This window comes from Pseudomonas sp. R2-7-07 (assembly GCF_003852355.1).
Lineage (GTDB): Bacteria > Pseudomonadota > Gammaproteobacteria > Pseudomonadales > Pseudomonadaceae > Aquipseudomonas.
The window spans coordinates 5,167,342-5,183,437 of record NZ_CP027759.1; the positions used below are offsets into that span (position 1 = coordinate 5,167,342).

Annotated in this window: 12 protein-coding genes, 6 tRNA genes and 3 rRNA genes; 2 read left to right on the forward strand and 19 right to left on the reverse strand. The window is 54.1% G+C overall.

What is annotated here, in order from left to right:
- Positions 1 to 109 precede the first annotated feature (109 nt).
- From rplL to tyrS, 19 genes are all read right to left on the reverse strand, one after another.
- Entirely contained in the window at positions 110 to 475 is a 366-nt protein-coding gene (gene rplL / locus C4J86_RS23745) for a 50S ribosomal protein L7/L12 (RefSeq protein WP_003176432.1), read from the reverse strand.
- 78 nt (positions 476 to 553) lie between these two features.
- Positions 554 to 1,054, reverse strand: a complete 501-nt coding sequence (gene rplJ / locus C4J86_RS23750) for a 50S ribosomal protein L10 (RefSeq protein ID WP_003232405.1) — start codon at positions 1,052 to 1,054, stop codon at positions 554 to 556.
- Positions 1,055 to 1,253: 199 nt separating this feature from the next.
- Positions 1,254 to 1,949: a 50S ribosomal protein L1 gene (gene rplA / locus C4J86_RS23755; protein ID WP_003232403.1), complete on the reverse strand. Its 696-nt coding sequence runs from the start codon at positions 1,947 to 1,949 to the stop codon at positions 1,254 to 1,256.
- Positions 1,949 to 2,380: a 50S ribosomal protein L11 gene (gene rplK / locus C4J86_RS23760; RefSeq protein WP_003176435.1), complete on the reverse strand. Its 432-nt coding sequence runs from the start codon at positions 2,378 to 2,380 to the stop codon at positions 1,949 to 1,951. Before rplK ends, rplA begins: the two co-directional genes overlap by 1 nt.
- 116 nt (positions 2,381 to 2,496) lie before the next feature.
- Entirely contained in the window at positions 2,497 to 3,030 is a 534-nt protein-coding gene (gene nusG, locus C4J86_RS23765) for a transcription termination/antitermination protein NusG (protein ID WP_003176436.1), read from the reverse strand.
- Between the two features lie 9 nt (positions 3,031 to 3,039).
- Positions 3,040 to 3,408 (reverse strand): preprotein translocase subunit SecE, encoded by a 369-nt coding sequence (gene secE / locus C4J86_RS23770; RefSeq protein WP_005791990.1) that lies wholly within the window; start codon positions 3,406 to 3,408, stop codon positions 3,040 to 3,042.
- Positions 3,409 to 3,453: 45 nt separating this feature from the next.
- Positions 3,454 to 3,529, reverse strand: a tRNA-Trp gene (locus C4J86_RS23775).
- Positions 3,530 to 3,692: 163 nt separating this feature from the next.
- Positions 3,693 to 3,768, reverse strand: a tRNA-Thr gene (locus tag C4J86_RS23780).
- A gap of 26 nt (positions 3,769 to 3,794) precedes the next feature.
- Positions 3,795 to 3,868 (reverse strand) — tRNA-Gly (locus C4J86_RS23785).
- Positions 3,869 to 3,891: 23 nt separating this feature from the next.
- Positions 3,892 to 3,976: transfer RNA gene (locus C4J86_RS23790), tRNA-Tyr, on the reverse strand.
- 141 nt (positions 3,977 to 4,117) lie between these two features.
- Positions 4,118 to 4,564 carry a hypothetical protein gene (locus C4J86_RS23795; protein WP_124364617.1) on the reverse strand — a complete coding sequence of 149 codons (447 nt, stop codon included), beginning with the start codon at positions 4,562 to 4,564 and terminating at the stop codon, positions 4,118 to 4,120.
- A 7-nt stretch (positions 4,565 to 4,571) separates the two neighbouring features.
- On the reverse strand, positions 4,572 to 5,321 hold the full coding sequence (locus tag C4J86_RS23800; RefSeq protein WP_124372026.1) for a pantothenate kinase: 750 nt from the start codon (positions 5,319 to 5,321) through the stop codon (positions 4,572 to 4,574).
- Positions 5,311 to 6,267: a bifunctional biotin--[acetyl-CoA-carboxylase] ligase/biotin operon repressor BirA gene (gene birA / locus C4J86_RS23805; RefSeq protein ID WP_124372027.1), complete on the reverse strand. Its 957-nt coding sequence runs from the start codon at positions 6,265 to 6,267 to the stop codon at positions 5,311 to 5,313. Before birA ends, C4J86_RS23800 begins: the two co-directional genes overlap by 11 nt.
- 159 nt (positions 6,268 to 6,426) lie before the next feature.
- A 5S ribosomal RNA gene (gene rrf, locus C4J86_RS23810) occupies positions 6,427 to 6,542 on the reverse strand.
- A 168-nt stretch (positions 6,543 to 6,710) separates the two neighbouring features.
- Positions 6,711 to 9,602 (reverse strand): 23S ribosomal RNA (locus C4J86_RS23815).
- A gap of 249 nt (positions 9,603 to 9,851) precedes the next feature.
- Positions 9,852 to 9,927, reverse strand: a tRNA-Ala gene (locus C4J86_RS23820).
- A gap of 30 nt (positions 9,928 to 9,957) precedes the next feature.
- Positions 9,958 to 10,034 (reverse strand) — tRNA-Ile (locus tag C4J86_RS23825).
- Positions 10,035 to 10,116: 82 nt separating this feature from the next.
- Positions 10,117 to 11,653, reverse strand: a 16S ribosomal RNA gene (locus tag C4J86_RS23830).
- Together the 16S, 23S and 5S rRNA genes with 2 tRNA genes alongside form the textbook arrangement of a ribosomal RNA operon.
- Positions 11,654 to 12,150: 497 nt before the next feature.
- Entirely contained in the window at positions 12,151 to 13,350 is a 1,200-nt protein-coding gene (gene tyrS, locus C4J86_RS23840; protein ID WP_124364620.1) for a tyrosine--tRNA ligase, read from the reverse strand.
- Between the two features lie 208 nt (positions 13,351 to 13,558).
- On the opposite strand from tyrS, the gene C4J86_RS23850 reads away from it, so the two are divergent.
- Both C4J86_RS23850 and C4J86_RS23855 read left to right on the forward strand, forming a co-directional pair.
- Complete coding sequence (locus tag C4J86_RS23850) at positions 13,559 to 14,971, forward strand: peptidoglycan DD-metalloendopeptidase family protein (protein ID WP_124365211.1); 1,413 nt, start codon at positions 13,559 to 13,561, stop codon at positions 14,969 to 14,971.
- A gap of 3 nt (positions 14,972 to 14,974) precedes the next feature.
- Positions 14,975 to 16,066, forward strand: coding sequence for an anhydro-N-acetylmuramic acid kinase (locus tag C4J86_RS23855; RefSeq protein WP_124372028.1), 1,092 nt, complete (start codon positions 14,975 to 14,977; stop codon positions 16,064 to 16,066).
- The last annotated feature ends 30 nt before the right edge of the window (positions 16,067 to 16,096 follow it).

Sequence of the window (16,096 nt, forward strand, 5' to 3'; positions counted from 1 at the left end):
TAATGGCGGCGACCGAGTCGTCAGCCAAGAACGGAAAAAGGCCGGTGGCAAGAGCCACCAGCCATCAGCCTTCAGCTTAAAGCGTGGGCTGGAGACGCAAGGTCGATGCTTACTTCAGCTCGACTTTAGCGCCTGCTTCTTCCAGAGTAGCTTTGGCTTTGTCAGCAGCGTCTTTCGACACAGCTTCCAGAACCTGGGCAGGAGCGCCGTCAACTACAGCCTTGGCTTCTTTCAGGCCCAGACCGGTCAGTTCACGTACTGCCTTGATCACGTTTACTTTCTTCTCGCCAGCTTCCAGCAGCATGACGTTGAATTCGGTTTGCTCTTCAGCAGCGACAGCAGCAACAGCTGGGCCAGCGGAAGCAGCGGCAGCGGAAACGCCGAATTTTTCTTCGAAAGCTTTGATCAGCTCAACAACCTGCAGAACCGACATTTCAGCTACGGCGTTGAGGATATCGTCTTGGGAGATAGACATTGCTGTATTTCCTGAATTGGGGGACGGCCTACGCGGCCATCGAAATAAACAAAAATACGCGAGAGAAGTTGCTCAGCCTTAGGCTGCGGCAGCTTCTTTTTGCTCGCGAACTGCAGCCAGAGTACGAGCCAGCTTGCTGGTAGCGCCTTGAATCACGCTCATCAGCTGCGAAATGGCTTCGTCGCGGGTCGGCAGTGTTGCCAGTACGTCGATTTGGTTAGCTGCGAGGAACTTGCCCTCGAACGCAGCTGCCTTGATCTCGAACTTGTCCTGACTCTTGGCGAATTCCTTGAACAAACGGGCAGCAGCGCCTGGATGATCTTTGGAGAACGCGATCAGAGTCGGGCCGGTGAACACGTCGTTGAGCACACTGTATTCAGTGTCAGCAACGGCGCGCTTGAGCAAGGTGTTACGTACAACACGTACGTACACGCCAGCTTCACGAGCCTCTTTACGGAGTCCGGTCATAGCGCCTACTGTCACACCACGGGCATCAGCCACGACAGCGGACAGAGCAGCTTTGGCAGCCTCGTTGACTTCAGCGACGATGGCCTTCTTGTCTTCGAGATTAATTGCCACGGGTTTAACTCCTGCTTGTTACCGTTTCATCCGGCCTAGGCCTGATGTCGTTTTGGTGTCTGATTCGGTAAGGAACCGGGAGCACCATCTGCGTAGGCTTGTTGGTTTAAGACTTACGTCGCCTACGGTCTTGGATAGCCCCCGCCAGGCAGGGACCCCAATCTTTCAATTGGCGCAATCACTTGCGCCAACCTGTGTCTTATACGTCCAGCGAGCCTTGGTCGATGACCAGACCTGGGCCCATAGTGGTGCTCAGGGTAACGCGCTTGACGTAGATACCTTTCGAGGAAGCAGGCTTGATACGCTTCAGATCAGCGATCAGGGCTTCAACGTTTTCCTTCAGCTTGACGGCATCGAAGCCGACTTTGCCAACGGAGGTGTGAATGATGCCGTTTTTGTCGGTGCGATAACGAACCTGACCAGCCTTGGCGTTTTTAACCGCGGTAGCTACGTCTGGCGTTACGGTACCGACTTTAGGGTTAGGCATCAGGCCACGTGGACCCAGGATCTGACCCAACTGACCTACAACGCGCATTGCATCCGGGGAGGCAATAACGACGTCATAGTTCAGGTCGCCGCCTTTCATTTCGGCAGCCAGGTCGTCCATGCCAACGCGATCGGCGCCGGCGGCCAGAGCAGCTTCAGCAGCCGGGCCTTGGGTGAAAACGGCAACACGTACGGTCTTGCCAGTACCGTGTGGCAGCACAGTAGCGCTACGAACGACCTGGTCGGATTTACGTGGGTCAACACCCAGGTTCACAGCAACGTCAACGGACTCGCTGAACTTGACAGTCGACAGCTCGGTCAGCAGAGCAGCAGCGTCTACAAAATTGTAGGCCTTGCCCGCTTCGATTTTGCCAGCGATAGCCTTTTGGCGCTTGGTCAGCTTAGCCATTACACACCCTCCACGTTAAGGCCCATGCTACGAGCAGAACCGGCGATGGTACGCACGGCTGCATCCATATCAGCTGCAGTCAGATCCGCGTTTTTGGTTTTCGCGATTTCTTCCAGCTGAGCACGAGTTACGGTGCCAACCTTAACGGTGTTCGGACGAGCGGAACCGCTAGTCAGACCAGCAGCTTTCTTCAGAAGAACCGAAGCCGGAGTCGACTTGGTTTCGAAAGTGAAGCTACGGTCGCTGTATACAGTGATGATCACTGGAGTCGGCAGACCTGGCTCAAGACCCTGAGTACGGGCGTTGAAAGCCTTGCAGAATTCCATGATGTTCACGCCGTGCTGACCCAGAGCTGGACCGACGGGTGGGCTAGGGTTGGCCTGAGCGGCCTTCACTTGCAGCTTGATGTAAGCGGTAATCTTCTTGGCCATGAGGCACTCCAATTACGGGTTCGAACGCCTCGAAAGGCTCCCCGGTTACTTGCGCGTTTATCCCAGTGACGACAAAACCCCACAGCCTAGGCTGCGGGGTTGGGATGCTTGCTCAGCTAGACCTTCTCGACCTGACTGAACTCCAACTCTACCGGAGTAGAGCGACCGAAAATGAGCACTGCCACTTGGATCCGGCTCTTTTCGTAGTTAACTTCTTCGACAGTGCCGTTGAAATCAGCGAACGGACCGTCTGTAACACGAACAACCTCACCCGGCTCGAACAACGTCTTCGGCTTAGGCTTGTCGCTACCATCAGCAACACGACGCAGAATTGCTTCCGCCTCTTTGTCAGTGATCGGCGCAGGCTTATCAGCGGTACCGCCAATGAAACCCATGACACGAGGAGTGTCCTTGACCAAGTGCCAAGTACCTTCGTTCATGTCCATCTGTACCAGCACGTAGCCAGGGAAGAACTTGCGTTCACTCTTGCGCTTCTGACCATTCCGCATTTCAACCACTTCTTCAGTGGGAACCAGAATTTCGCCGAAGCCATCTTCCATGCCTGCCAGCTTTACGCGCTCCAGCAAAGAGCGCATAACATGCTTCTCGTAACCCGAGTAAGCATGCACAACGTACCAACGCTTAGCCACGGGACACCCTTAGCCAACAATCAAGGAAACAAGCCAGCCGAGCAGGGAATCAAGCCCCCACAACAGCAACGCCATAACCAGAACGACAGCCACGACAATCAATGTGGTCTGTGTGGTTTCTTGGCGAGTCGGCCAAACGACTTTACGAATTTCGGTGCGAGCTTCCTTTACCAGGACCGCGAAAGACTTGCCTTTAGCGGTCTGCAGACCTACAAAGGCAGCTACAGCAGCAAGGGCAAGCAAAGCGAGAACGCGGTACAGGATCGGCGAAGCAGAATAGTACTGATTGCCAACAACGCCTACGACCACCAAGGCGACTACGGCGAGCCACTTGAACAGATCGAAACGAGAGCTTTGAGCTTCAGCCTTAGGAGTCATCTATGAAGATCCTGTGAAAAGAAAGCCAGACACACCACGTGAATCTGGCAGGTCAGGAGGGAATCGAACCCCCAACCTACGGTTTTGGAGACCGTCGCTCTGCCAATTGAGCTACTGACCTAAAACAAAATCAGGCCGACCATTATGCAGGCCCGAAAAAGACTTTACAACAACCAACCCCAACAGACTTGAAATCAACTGACAACCAACGCCAGAAACAACATGACACAAGCCGAGGCAGCCGTTAAAACAAAGGCAGATATTTTCATATCTGCCTTGTTATATGGAGCTCTTGAGCGGATTTGAACCGCTGACCTCACCCTTACCAAGGGTGTGCTCTACCAACTGAGCTACAAGAGCAAAACACCGTGCACAACCTGCAAACTTGGAGCGGGTAGCGGGAATCGAACCCGCATCATCAGCTTGGAAGGCTGAGGTTCTACCACTAAACTATACCCGCGGAGCTTGCAGCTCACGCTAAAATGGTGGAGGGGGAAGGATTCGAACCTTCGAAGTCGTAGACGTCAGATTTACAGTCTGATCCCTTTGGCCGCTCGGGAACCCCTCCTAAGCGAGCCGGCATTTTACATCACGCCGACCTTCTGTCAAGCATTTTCTCATTTAAATTATGAGGTTAGCTGCATTGACGTCACTTCCCACCAAAGCCTCTGAAGGTCTTCACTGCGAAGCGGGCGCCATTCTATGCAAACTATTCGAGAGTTGCAATGCCTTCGCACAGCATTATTTTGTGTTTTAACTCATTGAATTCCTTAGCAAGGTTTTCAAAGGGCAGATCATCCGCCAAGCGCCTGCTTTCAGGGGCCACTCGAAGCCAGTAACCGCTGGCCTCAGGCATGTTCAGCAATTGAACCTTGACCTTTATATCCAGGCTGGTGAGGCGCTGCTCGACAGCTTGCGCTTGACGCTGATCGGTAAATCCTCCGATGTACAGGCAGGAATTTTGCGTGTCGGGCGTTTTTGCACGATCCCTGCGAGCCATCGTTTCGGAAGATTCACTAAGCAATCGTATGTCCTGCTGGGAGCCACGATAAAGGCTCAGCGGGGTGACGTCCTTGGCGCGCAATGGCGCCTCTTGCTGATGCCATATGTAATAAAAGACGTTGAGGATCAGTAGAAGCAGGAACAGCCAACGCATAAACACCTCATAACAACGGACACGCCATTGCCAGACCAATAAATACCAGATCAGGAACAAGCCGCGCCTGCGGCACAGCGTCGAACACCAGGTCAGCATCTCCACCAGTCAGGAACACCGTGAAGTCGTCTCCCCAATAACCTCTGGCAAGCTCGATCTGTGTCAACACAAACCCCCTTAGCATCAGTGTACAGCCACGCTCGACCGCCTCGGCGGTTGTACGTCCAGGCGATAGACGTTCCAGAGCACGCTCAGCAGCAGCATCGTCGTAGCGTATCTTGCGGGTATGCGTGCGCAGCTGGTTGCGCATGAGAGGCAGGCCTGGGCAAATGAAACCTCCCAAGTGTTCGCCATCGGCATCGATAAAATCGGCAGTCGCCGCAGTGCCAAAATCCAGCACCAGGCAAGCGCCTGACGCCAACTTGTACCCACCAAGGATCGCCAGCCAACGATCCAGACCAAGCCGCTCGAAATCGTCATAGCCATTGCGAACGCCCGCCATCTGCGCAGCTGATGTCGCGCAGGCAACAGTGATGCCAAAAGCCTCGACCAATGTCTCGACCAGCTTGTTTGTTTCCTCCAGCGCACGAACGCTCACCAGCCGGCAACGGGTGAGCGACATATCCGGCACCGCATTCAGGCTTTCAATCAATGCGAGATTCGAACCGACAACGCCCTCCGCCACGGCGGCCACCCTGTCGACACCCAGCACTCGCCATTTGATAAAGCTATTCCCACAGTCGAGCTCAAGAATCATCACGCAACCTCAGGCTTAGCTCACCGCCGCTGTAAGTTTTCTCAACACCGTCAACGCTCAAGCGCAACGCACCTTGACGGTCAACACCGAGTACCACTCCATCAATACGACTCACACCGGCGATAAGCGATACCGCTCGCCCTTGCCATGCATGATTGCTCTCCCACTCCTCCTGGAGAGCTGAAAAGCCAGACTCCCTGTGCCGATCCAGGTAGCGCTGGAGCTGCAAGCTGACTTGGGCCACCAAGGCATTACGATCAGCAGCAGAACCCGTCTCAAGCTGTACCGACGTCCATTGCTGGTCAACCTCGGCCTTCTGCATATTCACGTTGATGCCGATGCCGACAACCACGTGACAGATGTCTGCCGGATCCCCCACCAACTCCAGCAATATTCCAGCAATCTTCTTCTGCCCGACCAGTACGTCGTTTGGCCATTTCAAGACTGCGCCCTGCACACCCGACTCTCGCAAAGCCTGGATGACCGCCAAACCCACCACAAGACTCAAGCCCTCCAATTGCCCGAGGCCATCCTCAATACGCAGCACGAGACTGTAATAGATGTTTTGGGCGAATGGACTGACCCACTTTCGGCCACGCCTGCCCCGGCCGGCTGTTTGCTGCTCAGCCAATACCAGAACCGGCGCGGCTTGCGCGGCACCCACCAAGCGCAACGCCTCAGCGTTGGTGGAATCAATCGAGTCATGAATGTGGATAGGCCACGGCAACGAAGGCACACTTCGCGTAATTTCTTCTGCATTCAAAAATACCAGCGGCGATGCTAGCTGGTATCCCTTACCACGCACCTTATGAATAGGCAGATTCAATTCAGCCTCAAGAAGCTGAAGCTGCTTCCACACGGCACTGCGGCTAACGCCCAGGGCGGCACCCAGCGCCTCTCCGGAATGGAATCGGCCATCTTTCAGAAGTTCTAACAGCGTAAGCATGCAGGTATCGCCTCACAATGAGGCACGCATAATAGCCATGCGAAGAGGCATTGCATAGAAAGGCCGCACATCCCCAGCCGGAGATATATACCCCTGGCACTTTTCGACCGCCCAAAACAAAACCCCACCTGCTTTCGCAAATGGGGTTTCGGAATTTAATCTTGACGATGACCTACTCTCACATGGGGAAACCCCACACTACCATCGGCGATGCATCGTTTCACTACTGAGTTCGGGATGGGATCAGGTGGTTCCAATGCTCTATGGTCGTCAAGAAATTCGGGTACTGAGTCGTGACCAGATGGCCTCGCTTCAGCAAATTGGGTATGGGATAGAATTCGGTGTTTCGTGAGCATCGAACTTTCGGTTCATTGCGTCTTCACACACCGCAATCTGGCCTCTTTCGTCTTTCAACTAGGAGCAACAAATTGCTTGGGTGTTATATGGTCAAGCCTCACGGGCAATTAGTATTGGTTAGCTCAACGCCTCACAGCGCTTACACACCCAACCTATCAACGTCGTAGTCTTCGACGGCCCTTCAGGGGACTCAAGGTCCCAGTGAGATCTCATCTTGAGGCTAGTTTCCCGCTTAGATGCTTTCAGCGGTTATCTATTCCGAACATAGCTACCCGGCAATGCCACTGGCGTGACAACCGGAACACCAGAGGTTCGTCCACTCCGGTCCTCTCGTACTAGGAGCAGCCCCTCTCAAATCTCAAACGTCCACGGCAGATAGGGACCGAACTGTCTCACGACGTTCTAAACCCAGCTCGCGTACCACTTTAAATGGCGAACAGCCATACCCTTGGGACCGGCTTCAGCCCCAGGATGTGATGAGCCGACATCGAGGTGCCAAACACCGCCGTCGATATGAACTCTTGGGCGGTATCAGCCTGTTATCCCCGGAGTACCTTTTATCCGTTGAGCGATGGCCCTTCCATACAGAACCACCGGATCACTAAGACCTACTTTCGTACCTGCTCGACGTGTCTGTCTCGCAGTCAAGCGCGCTTTTGCCTTTATACTCTACGACCGATTTCCGACCGGTCTGAGCGCACCTTCGTACTCCTCCGTTACTCTTTAGGAGGAGACCGCCCCAGTCAAACTACCCACCATACACTGTCCTCGATCCGGATAACGGACCTGAGTTAGAACCTCAAAGTTGCCAGGGTGGTATTTCAAGGTTGGCTCCACGCGAACTGGCGTCCACGCTTCAAAGCCTCCCACCTATCCTACACAAGCAAATTCAAAGTCCAGTGCAAAGCTATAGTAAAGGTTCACGGGGTCTTTCCGTCTAGCCGCGGATACACTGCATCTTCACAGCGATTTCAATTTCACTGAGTCTCGGGTGGAGACAGCGCCGCCATCGTTACGCCATTCGTGCAGGTCGGAACTTACCCGACAAGGAATTTCGCTACCTTAGGACCGTTATAGTTACGGCCGCCGTTTACCGGGGCTTCGATCAAGAGCTTCGCGTTAGCTAACCCCATCAATTAACCTTCCGGCACCGGGCAGGCGTCACACCCTATACGTCCACTTTCGTGTTTGCAGAGTGCTGTGTTTTTAATAAACAGTCGCAGCGGCCTGGTATCTTCGACCGGCATGAGCTTACGGAGCAAGTCCTTCACCCTCACCGGCGCACCTTCTCCCGAAGTTACGGTGCCATTTTGCCTAGTTCCTTCACCCGAGTTCTCTCAAGCGCCTTGGTATTCTCTACCCAACCACCTGTGTCGGTTTGGGGTACGGTTCCTGGTTACCTGAAGCTTAGAAGCTTTTCTTGGAAGCATGGCATCAACCACTTCGTCGTCTAAAAGACAACTCGTCATCAGCTCTCGGCCTTAGAATCCCGGATTTACCTAAGATTCCAGCCTACCACCTTAAACTTGGACAACCAACGCCAAGCTGGCCTAGCCTTCTCCGTCCCTCCATCGCAATAACCAGAAGTACAGGAATATTAACCTGTTTTCCATCGACTACGCTTTTCAGCCTCGCCTTAGGGACCGACTAACCCTGCGTCGATTAACGTTGCGCAGGAAACCTTGGTCTTTCGGCGTGGGTGTTTTTCACACCCATTGTCGTTACTCATGTCAGCATTCGCACTTCTGATACCTCCAGCAAGCTTCTCAACTCACCTTCACAGGCTTACAGAACGCTCCTCTACCGCATCACTTACGTGATACCCGTAGCTTCGGTGTATGGTTTGAGCCCCGTTACATCTTCCGCGCAGGCCGACTCGACTAGTGAGCTATTACGCTTTCTTTAAAGGGTGGCTGCTTCTAAGCCAACCTCCTAGCTGTCTAAGCCTTCCCACATCGTTTCCCACTTAACCATAACTTTGGGACCTTAGCTGACGGTCTGGGTTGTTTCCCTTTTCACGACGGACGTTAGCACCCGCCGTGTGTCTCCCATGCTCGGCACTTGTAGGTATTCGGAGTTTGCATCGGTTTGGTAAGTCGGGATGACCCCCTAGCCGAAACAGTGCTCTACCCCCTACAGTGATACATGAGGCGCTACCTAAATAGCTTTCGAGGAGAACCAGCTATCTCCGAGCTTGATTAGCCTTTCACTCCGATCCACAGGTCATCCGCTAACTTTTCAACGGTAGTCGGTTCGGTCCTCCAGTTAGTGTTACCCAACCTTCAACCTGCCCATGGATAGATCGCCCGGTTTCGGGTCTATTCCCAGCGACTAGACGCCCTATTAAGACTCGCTTTCGCTACGCCTCCCCTATTCGGTTAAGCTCGCCACTGAAAATAAGTCGCTGACCCATTATACAAAAGGTACGCAGTCACCCAACAAAGTGGGCTCCCACTGCTTGTACGCATACGGTTTCAGGATCTATTTCACTCCCCTCTCCGGGGTTCTTTTCGCCTTTCCCTCACGGTACTAGTTCACTATCGGTCAGTCAGTAGTATTTAGCCTTGGAGGATGGTCCCCCCATATTCAGACAAAGTTTCTCGTGCTCCGTCCTACTCGATTTCATGACTAAGAGATTTTCGCGTACAGGGCTATCACCCACTATGGCCGCACTTTCCAGAGCGTTCCGCTAATCTCAAAGCCACTTAAGGGCTAGTCCCCGTTCGCTCGCCACTACTAAGGGAATCTCGGTTGATTTCTTTTCCTCAGGGTACTTAGATGTTTCAGTTCCCCTGGTTCGCTCCATACACCTATGTATTCAGTGTAAGGTAACCATCTTATGATGGCTGGGTTCCCCCATTCAGACATCTCCGGATCAAAGTCTGTTTGCCGACTCCCCGAAGCTTTTCGCAGGCTACCACGTCTTTCATCGCCTCTGACTGCCAAGGCATCCACCGTATGCGCTTCTTCACTTGACCATATAACCCCAAGCAATCTGGTTATACTGTGAAGACAACATTCGCCGAAAATTCGATCATACTCAATTAAGAGCGACTCACAAATTTTACCTTAGCCTGAGCCGTTACCAGTGAAAGTAACGGTCAGTCTATCTTTCTATCACATACCCAAATTTTTAAAGAACGAACTAGTCAAAGACTAGAAATCAACATTCACCATCACAACGATGGAATGCTCATTTCTAAGCTTTCTACAAACAGAAGCAGTAGTGGTGGAGCCAAACGGGATCGAACCGTTGACCTCCTGCGTGCAAGGCAGGCGCTCTCCCAGCTGAGCTATGGCCCCGTATTTCTACAGGCGTTTCCCACACAAAATTGGTGGGTCTGGGCAGATTCGAACTGCCGACCTCACCCTTATCAGGGGTGCGCTCTAACCAACTGAGCTACAGACCCAATTTCGGGCTGCTTCTTTTCGTCTTCTTCAATGAATCAAGCAATTCGTGTGGGAACTTATGGAGCAGCTGATGTCGTCGATTAAGGAGGTGATCCAGCCGCAGGTTCCCCTACGGCTACCTTGTTACGACTTCACCCCAGTCATGAATCACACCGTGGTAACCGTCCTCCCGAAGGTTAGACTAGCTACTTCTGGTGCAACCCACTCCCATGGTGTGACGGGCGGTGTGTACAAGGCCCGGGAACGTATTCACCGCGACATTCTGATTCGCGATTACTAGCGATTCCGACTTCACGCAGTCGAGTTGCAGACTGCGATCCGGACTACGATCGGTTTTCTGGGATTAGCTCCACCTCGCGGCTTGGCAACCCTCTGTACCGACCATTGTAGCACGTGTGTAGCCCAGGCCGTAAGGGCCATGATGACTTGACGTCATCCCCACCTTCCTCCGGTTTGTCACCGGCAGTCTCCTTAGAGTGCCCACCATAACGTGCTGGTAACTAAGGACAAGGGTTGCGCTCGTTACGGGACTTAACCCAACATCTCACGACACGAGCTGACGACAGCCATGCAGCACCTGTCTCAATGCTCCCGAAGGCACCAATCCATCTCTGGAAAGTTCATTGGATGTCAAGGCCTGGTAAGGTTCTTCGCGTTGCTTCGAATTAAACCACATGCTCCACCGCTTGTGCGGGCCCCCGTCAATTCATTTGAGTTTTAACCTTGCGGCCGTACTCCCCAGGCGGTCAACTTAATGCGTTAGCTGCGCCACTAAGAGCTCAAGGCTCCCAACGGCTAGTTGACATCGTTTACGGCGTGGACTACCAGGGTATCTAATCCTGTTTGCTCCCCACGCTTTCGCACCTCAGTGTCAGTGTTGGTCCAGGTGGTCGCCTTCGCCACTGGTGTTCCTTCCTATATCTACGCATTTCACCGCTACACAGGAAATTCCACCACCCTCTACCACACTCTAGTCAGTCAGTTTTGAATGCAGTTCCCAGGTTGAGCCCGGGGATTTCACATCCAACTTAACAAACCACCTACGCGCGCTTTACGCCCAGTAATTCCGATTAACGCTTGCACCCTCTGTATTACCGCGGCTGCTGGCACAGAGTTAGCCGGTGCTTATTCTGTCGGTAACGTCAAAACAATCACGTATTAGGTAACTGCCCTTCCTCCCAACTTAAAGTGCTTTACAATCCGAAGACCTTCTTCACACACGCGGCATGGCTGGATCAGGCTTTCGCCCATTGTCCAATATTCCCCACTGCTGCCTCCCGTAGGAGTCTGGACCGTGTCTCAGTTCCAGTGTGACTGATCATCCTCTCAGACCAGTTACGGATCGTCGCCTTGGTGAGCCATTACCTCACCAACTAGCTAATCCGACCTAGGCTCATCTGATAGCGCAAGGCCCGAAGGTCCCCTGCTTTCTCCCGTAGGACGTATGCGGTATTAGCGTCCGTTTCCGAACGTTATCCCCCACTACCAGGCAGATTCCTAGGCATTACTCACCCGTCCGCCGCTCTCAAGAGAAGCAAGCTTCTCTCTACCGCTCGACTTGCATGTGTTAGGCCTGCCGCCAGCGTTCAATCTGAGCCATGATCAAACTCTTCAGTTCAAACATCTTTGGGTTTTTAAGAAACCCTAAACTTGGCTCAGCAATCGTTGGTTACATCTTTGATTTCTCGCGGAGTAACTTGTGATGCTGATAATCTTGTTGACCATCAGTCTGACCCCACAAGCACCCACACGAATTGCTTGATTCAGTTGTTAAAGAGCGGTTGGTTAAGAGCTATTCGTCTCAACCGAGGCGCGCATTCTACAGCAGCCTCATTTGCTGTCAAGCGGTTATTTTCAGAAGTTTTCGAAGATTTCTTCAACAACTTCAACCACTTGCGCTTGCGATCTCTCGTAAGCGGGAGGCGAATTCTACAGCGTTACACGCTGCTGTCAACACCTCTTTTTCAACTTCCTTTTGGCTTCGATGGACTGAAGCAACTTGCTGCCGAAACCTACTTAACTCATTGTTTACCAAGGAGTTTTCCGTTTCGACTGCGCCGGAAGTGGGGCGAATTATAGAGCGATATAATTCGCCGTCAAGCCCTTATTAACGACTTATTCGGATTTGAGCGTGATACGCGCAAATGCCTTCTTTCCCGCCTGGCAAACATGAGTCGCGCCCAGCTCGTATATAAAGGTGCGATCAACCACCTCACCATCTATACGCACACCGCCCGAACCGAGAAGGTCACGGGCAACCGCTGAGTTCTTCACCAGGCCCGCCTTATTAAGGACAGCCGCGATCGGCATTGCCTCTGCCGCCGTCAACTCGATCTCCGGCAGGTCGTCCGGCAACTCGCCATCCTTCATACGATTACCCGCCGCACGGTGAGCGTTGGCCGCAGCCTCTTCACCATGGAAACGCGCCACGATCTCTTCGGCCAGCTTGATCTTCACATCACGCGGGTTTGCACCTGCCTCCACATCAGCACGCAACGCATTGATCTCATCCATCGAGCGGAAGCTCAGCAACTCGAAGTAACGCCACATCAACGAATCCGGAATGGAAACCAGCTTGCCGTACATCACGCCCGGCGCTTCCTGGATGCCGACATAGTTGCCCAGCGACTTGGACATCTTCTTGACGCCGTCCAACCCCTCCAGCAACGGCATGGTCAAAATGCACTGAGCTTCCTGCCCATAGGCACGCTGCAGCTCACGCCCCATCAACAGGTTGAACTTCTGATCCGTCCCGCCCAGCTCGACATCCGCGCGCAAAGCTACCGAGTCATACCCCTGGACCAACGGGTAAAGAAACTCATGGATAGCGATCGGCTGATTGGTGGAATAGCGCTTGTCGAAGTCATCGCGCTCGAGCATGCGCGCGACGGTGTATTGCGACGTCAGGCGGATGAAGTCCGCCGGCCCCATCTGGTCCATCCAGGTGGAGTTGAATGCCACCTCGGTTTTGGCCGGATCAAGGATTTTGAATACCTGGGTCTTGTAGGTCTCGGCATTGTCGAGCACTTGCTCGCGAGTGAGCGGCGGGCGCGTTGCGCTCTTGCCGCTCGGGTCGCCGATCATCCCGGTGAAGTCACCGATAAGGAAGATGACTTGATGACCCAGCTCCTGGAACTGACGCAGCTTATTAATAAGCACGGTATGGCCAAGATGCAGATCCGGCGCGGTTGGGTCAAAGCCGGCCTTAATACGCAGGGGTTGGCCACGCTTGAGCTTTTCGACCAGCTCAGCTTCGACCAACAGTTCTTCCGCACCACGTTTTATCAGCGCTAGCTGCTCTTCAACCGACTTCATAACAGACCCGCAAGGCTCAGATTCAAAAGGGAACCAACCATACAAGATCAGGGACTAATTACAAGTTTTGCCCTGCGCACGGACACCATTGCACAAGCCCAGCGTTCGCGAGCTTGCGCCACAGATGATTTGGTTATATTTTATACAGTTATTTCATCTTCATCATGTCATTCATCTTTTCCATTTCATCTTCAAAGTCAAAATACCTATGACCACTGAACCGTCTAAAGCGCCGCCGCTTTACCCGAAGACCCACCTGCTCGCCGCAAGTGGTATCGCCGCCCTTCTCAGCCTGGCACTCCTGGTATTCCCTTCCAGTGACGTAGAAGCCAAACGAACATCCCTAAGCCTCGACCTGGAAAGCCCTGTTGAGCAACTGACACAAGATCAAGACGCTTCCGACGCTCAACAAGCCACAAATACCCCTGCTGAGTCTCCGTTCGCACAGATTGAAAACACGCCTGAAGAGACTCAGGAAGCCGCCCAGGAAAAGCCCGCAGCAGTTGCAGCCAAGAGTCCTCAGCACCGCGAAGTGATCGTGAGTAAAGGTGACACGCTGTCAACGCTGTTCGAAAAGGTTGGATTGCCTGCCGCCACCGTCAATGACGTCCTGGCCACCGATAAGCAAGCCAAGCAATTCACCCAGCTCAAACATGGGCAGAAGCTTGAGTTCGAACTGACGCCCGATGGCCAGTTGAACAACCTGCACACCAATATCAATGACCTGGAAAGCATCAGCCTGAGCAAAGGCGCAAAGGGTTTTGCCTTCAATCGCATCACCACCAAACCGGTCATGCGCTCAGCCTACGTACACGGCGTGATCAATAGCTCGCTGTCGCAATCCGCCGCCCGCGCCGGCCTGTCCCACAGCATGACCATGGATATGGCCAGCGTGTTTGGCTACGACATCGACTTCGCCCAGGACATTCGCCAGGGTGACGAATTCGATGTGATCTACGAGCAGAAAGTTGCCAACGGCAAAGTGGTCGGCACCGGCAACATCCTGTCTGCGCGCTTTACCAACCGCGGCAAAACCTACACCGCAGTGCGCTATACCAACAAACAGGGCAACAGCAGTTACTACACCGCAGATGGCAATAGCATGCGCAAGGCGTTCATCCGTACACCGGTGGACTTCGCTCGTATTAGCTCGCGTTTCTCCATGGGTCGCAAGCATCCAATTCTGAACAAAATCCGCGCTCACAAAGGTGTCGACTATGCCGCTCCCCGTGGCACGCCAATCAAGGCAGCTGGCGACGGTAAGGTTCTGTTGGCCGGGCGTCGCGGTGGTTACGGCAACACAGTGATCATTCAGCACGGCAACACCTACCGTACGCTGTATGGCCACATGCAAGGGTTTGCCAAGGGCGTCAAAACCGGTGGCAACGTGAAGCAGGGGCAAGTGATCGGTTACATCGGCACGACCGGCCTGTCCACCGGGCCGCACTTGCATTATGAATTCCAGGTCAACGGAGTACACGTTGATCCATTGGGCCAGAAACTCCCGATGGCCGACCCGATCGCCAAAGCAGAACGCGCGCGCTTCATGCAACAAAGCCAGCCACTGATGGCCCGTATGGATCAGGAGCGCTCCACCCTGCTGGCTTCGGCGAAGCGTTAAGGCATGCCGCGTTATATCGGTGTGATGTCCGGGACCAGTCTCGATGGCCTGGATATCGCCCTTATCGAACAAGATTCGGCGATCAGTCTGATCGCCACCCATTACATCCCCATGCCTGCCCCTCTGCGCGCCGAGCTGCTAAGCCTGTGCGCCAGCGGCCCGGATGAGATCGCCCGTTCGGCAATCGCCCAGCAATCCTGGGTGACACTCGCCGCTCAAGGCATCCGCGCTTTGCTGGACCAGCAAAACCTCACACCCCAGGACATCCGCGCGATTGGCAGCCATGGGCAGACCATCCGCCATGAACCTGCCCGAGGTTTTACGGTACAGATCGGCAATCCTGCGTTGCTCACCGAGCTGACTGGCATCACGGTGGTCAGTGACTTCCGCAGCCGCGACGTAGCCGCAGGCGGTCAGGGCGCACCCTTGGTACCTGCCTTCCACGAGGCGCTGTTCGGTGAAAGTACCGGCAAGCGTGCGGTGTTGAATGTCGGCGGTTTCAGCAACCTGAGCCTGATAGAAACCGGCAGGCCGGTATCGGGCTTCGACTGCGGCCCGGGTAATGTCTTGCTGGACGCGTGGATTCATCATCAACGTGGCGAACACTTTGATCGTGACGGGCAATGGGCAGCCAGCGGCAAGGTTCAGCCGCAGTTACTCAACACGCTGCTCAGCGACCCTTTTTTCGCGACCAAAGGCCCGAAAAGTACCGGCCGGGAAGTTTTCAATCTGCGTTGGCTGCAGCAACATCTCGACGGGCTGCCAGCGTTTCTTCCCGAGGACGTGCAAGCCACATTGCTGGAGCTGACCAGCCTGACCATCGTCGAATCCCTGCAAAGCGCCCAACCTCAGACAGAAACCCTGTTGATATGCGGCGGCGGCGCCCACAACGGGACGCTGATGAATCGATTGGCCGCGCTGCTACCGTCCACACAGGTCAGTAGCACCGCGCTCTATGGCGTAGACCCGGACTGGGTGGAAGCCATGGCCTTCGCCTGGCTGGCCCACTGCTGCCTGGAAGGCATCGCCGCGAACCGCCCTAGCGTCACAGGTGCTCGCGGGCTGCGCGTGCTGGGCGCGATCTACCCGGCCTGATCTCCAGGCAGCAAAACGCCGCTTGGCCTA